This window comes from Thermodesulfobacteriota bacterium (assembly GCA_040756475.1).
Lineage (GTDB): Bacteria > Desulfobacterota > Deferrisomatia > Deferrisomatales > JACRMM01 > JBFLZB01.
The window spans coordinates 1-2,531 of sequence record JBFLZB010000332.1; the positions used below are offsets into that span (position 1 = coordinate 1).

Below are 2,531 nucleotides of genomic sequence, written 5' to 3' on the forward strand. Positions count from 1 at the left end.
GCCTGGGTCTCGATCCAGAGGGCGAGCTTGGCGAGCTCGACGGCCAGGGGGTTCTTGTCTACGCCATAGAGGCAGTGGACGGCCACGAGGCGGCGGCAGAGGGCCTCGGCCCGCTTCTGGGAGAGGCCCGACTCCTCGCCCTCGGGCGCGCGGCTCGGGAGGTACCGGACGAGCTCGTCGTCGGGGTCGGGCAGGTCCACCACACGGCGGCGGTACTCGGCCGCCTCGGTCAGGGCGGCCTGGCGCTCGGCGTCGGTCTTGGCTTTCTCGGCCTTCCGCTCGGCCTCCAGCGCCTTCTCGTCGCAGAGCCGGCACGCCTCGTAGAGCTTCTCGCCCAGGAACCGGCACGCCTCCACCTGGAAGTGCCCGCTCCCCATGGCCGGGTCGAGGACCTTGAGCTTGAGGAGCTCGCCGGGCTTTGGGTCCTCTTTGGGGCTTCGCTCGGCACACAGGGGGCCCAGGGTCTCTTGGACCAGGAAGCGGACGAAGGAGTCGGGGGTGTAGAACGAGCCGGTGGATTTTCGCCCCAGGCCCACCCGCAGGTAGAAGCAGCCGGGGGCGATCTTCTCGATCCACTCAACGGCGGTGGAAGGCTTCGGGCGCCGGGCTCCAGGATTCAGGGAATCTTCTTCGTCTCCGTCGTCTTCCTCCCCTGGCTCCCGACTCCTGGCGCCTGACTCCTCGCTGTCACCGACGCCTTCAGGCTCCTCGTCAGTCCGTGCAGCATCCTCCCGATCTCCTGCGTCCGGTTCAGAAGCGGGTTCACCTGCTCCGCGCTCAGATACGACAGTCGCTGAGAGATAAGCAGGTGAGTCTCCAGCTCCAGCAGCGACCCCTGAGCGATCGACAGATGCCGACAGTACGCCCCCGTGTACGCCCGACCATGGCCCTCCGCGATATTCGCCGGCACCGAGGTCGCCGCCCTCTGCATCTGGGAGATCAGCCCGAACTGCTCCGCCCTGGGCAGCAGTCCCGCCAACCGGTACACCTCCACCACCAAGTCCATCGCCTTCTGCCAGACCTGGAGGTCTTGGTAGCTTTGGATCGTCGGCATGGGGAGACTCCTGAGGCGTCAGGCTCCGGGCTTCGGGATTCAGGGCTGGGGGGGGGACAGGCTCCGGGCTTCGGGCTTCAGGATTCAGGGGTTGGAGGCCGGCGCCTGGCGCCTGACGCCTGCCTTGTTCCCCCTGGCGCCCGGAGCCTGGCGCCTGAAGCCTGTACTTCTCCCCCTGCCCCACCGGCACCACCACTTCGAGCTTCTGGCGGCGCAGGCGGCACATGGGCTCGGCGGCGATGCCGGGTTCGAGTTCGAGCAGGGCCTCGTACACCCGGCCCAGGTCCTTCACGTCGAGGGGGCCGTAGTGGACCCGCTGGCGGGACTCGGAGCCACGGCGCCGGGGCGTCCAGAGGAGACGGTCGAGCAGATGGGCCACGGCCCGCTCGCCCCAGCGAAGGCCCGTGAGGAGCGGCGTGGTCTCGGGCCCGAAGAGGGCGCCGCCCAGGGGTTTGACGTGGAGTTCGGTGCAGGCGAGGCCGTCGACGAACATGCGAAACAGGGCCCGGAGCCCGTCTTCTAGAAGGCTCCCGGTCTCGGCGCCTTCGTCCAGCACCCGGCGGGCGTGGGGCGCCAGGGCGACGCTGGGGGAGAAGGTGTTTCGCCACAGGCTCGACGAGGCGAAGCCGAAGGCCCGGGCCGGGTCGTCGGTGGCTTCGAGCTTGAGGAGGAAGAGGAGCCGGTAGACGAGCACCAGGGCCTCGTGCCAGAGCTCCCGGGCGAGACGGGCCTGGTCGGCGTGGGCTGCCAACTTCTCCCGGTTCTCCGGGTGATCCAACACCTCCTGGACGAAGCGTTCGATGGCCTGGCGGGCCTGGACCCGGAGGTCCTTGGTGACCCGGGTCTGCTGGAGGCGCGCCTTCTCCACGAGCTCGGGCACCGCCCGGACGCCCTTGGGGGAGGCCAGGGCCAGGAGGAGCCGGTAGGAGTCGGGGAGATCGCGGCTTCGCTTCCAGTGGGGGTCGATGGGGATAGCGACCTGGGAGCCGGGACGCGCCGGGTCGCAGAGGAGGAGGCGAAGCTCCACACCGTTGGTGAGGAGCCCCAGCCGCTCGCCCGAGGCCAGGAGCACCCGCTCGGCGCTGCGGGTGTGACTGTACCGGTAGGCCGATCCCCGGCGGGCCGGGGCGTCGAGGTCCTCTTCGAAGGCAGTGCACCAGGCCCGGAGCCGCTCCTGGCCGTCGGCCGTGACCAGGAGGTAGCCGCCGGGCTCGTGCCCCTCCCGGGTCTCCACCTCGCCGGCGTCTTCGAGCCGGGCGTAGCCGAGCCGGTCCACCAGGGGCTCGACCACCTGGTTTCGCACCCGCACCGCCCCGCCGCTGGCGACGAGCGCCCGGAGCCGGCGGCGGTAGGCGGCCCAGGACTCCTGGAGGGCGTCGCCCGCGGCGCCCGTGGTCTTGGCCAGGAGCCCGAGGCGCTGGACCTCTCCCGACAGCGCGAACAGGACGAAGGGCTCCGGGCGCGCCGGGCCGCGGAA

The 2,531-nt window shown here is 70.8% G+C and carries 4 protein-coding genes; 2 read left to right on the forward strand and 2 right to left on the reverse strand.

All coding sequences use genetic code 11. From position 1 onward, the window contains the following. Both AB1578_23325 and AB1578_23330 read right to left on the reverse strand, forming a co-directional pair. Positions 1–536: N-6 DNA methylase (locus AB1578_23325; GenBank protein ID MEW6490830.1), on the reverse strand; the 536-nt coding region annotated here is incomplete at its 3' end. A gap of 80 nt (positions 537–616) precedes the next feature. Then, the gene (locus AB1578_23330) at positions 617–1,054 is read right to left on the reverse strand and encodes a four helix bundle protein (protein MEW6490831.1); all 438 of its coding nucleotides are present in this window, start codon (positions 1,052–1,054) and stop codon (positions 617–619) included. Between the two features lie 91 nt (positions 1,055–1,145). Here AB1578_23330 and AB1578_23335 point away from each other — a divergent pair, with 91 nt between their 5' ends. Then, the gene (locus AB1578_23335) at positions 1,146–1,577 is read left to right on the forward strand and encodes a hypothetical protein (protein MEW6490832.1); all 432 of its coding nucleotides are present in this window, start codon (positions 1,146–1,148) and stop codon (positions 1,575–1,577) included. A gap of 180 nt (positions 1,578–1,757) precedes the next feature. Next, positions 1,758–2,531 (forward strand): hypothetical protein (locus tag AB1578_23340; protein MEW6490833.1); only part of this gene is annotated, 774 nt, incomplete at its 3' end.

Coding starts and splice junctions, on each gene's coding strand:
- AB1578_23330 (MEW6490831.1), bottom strand. CDS start 1,054: ATGCCGACGATCCAAAGCTACCAAGACCTCCAGGTCTGGCAGAAGGCG.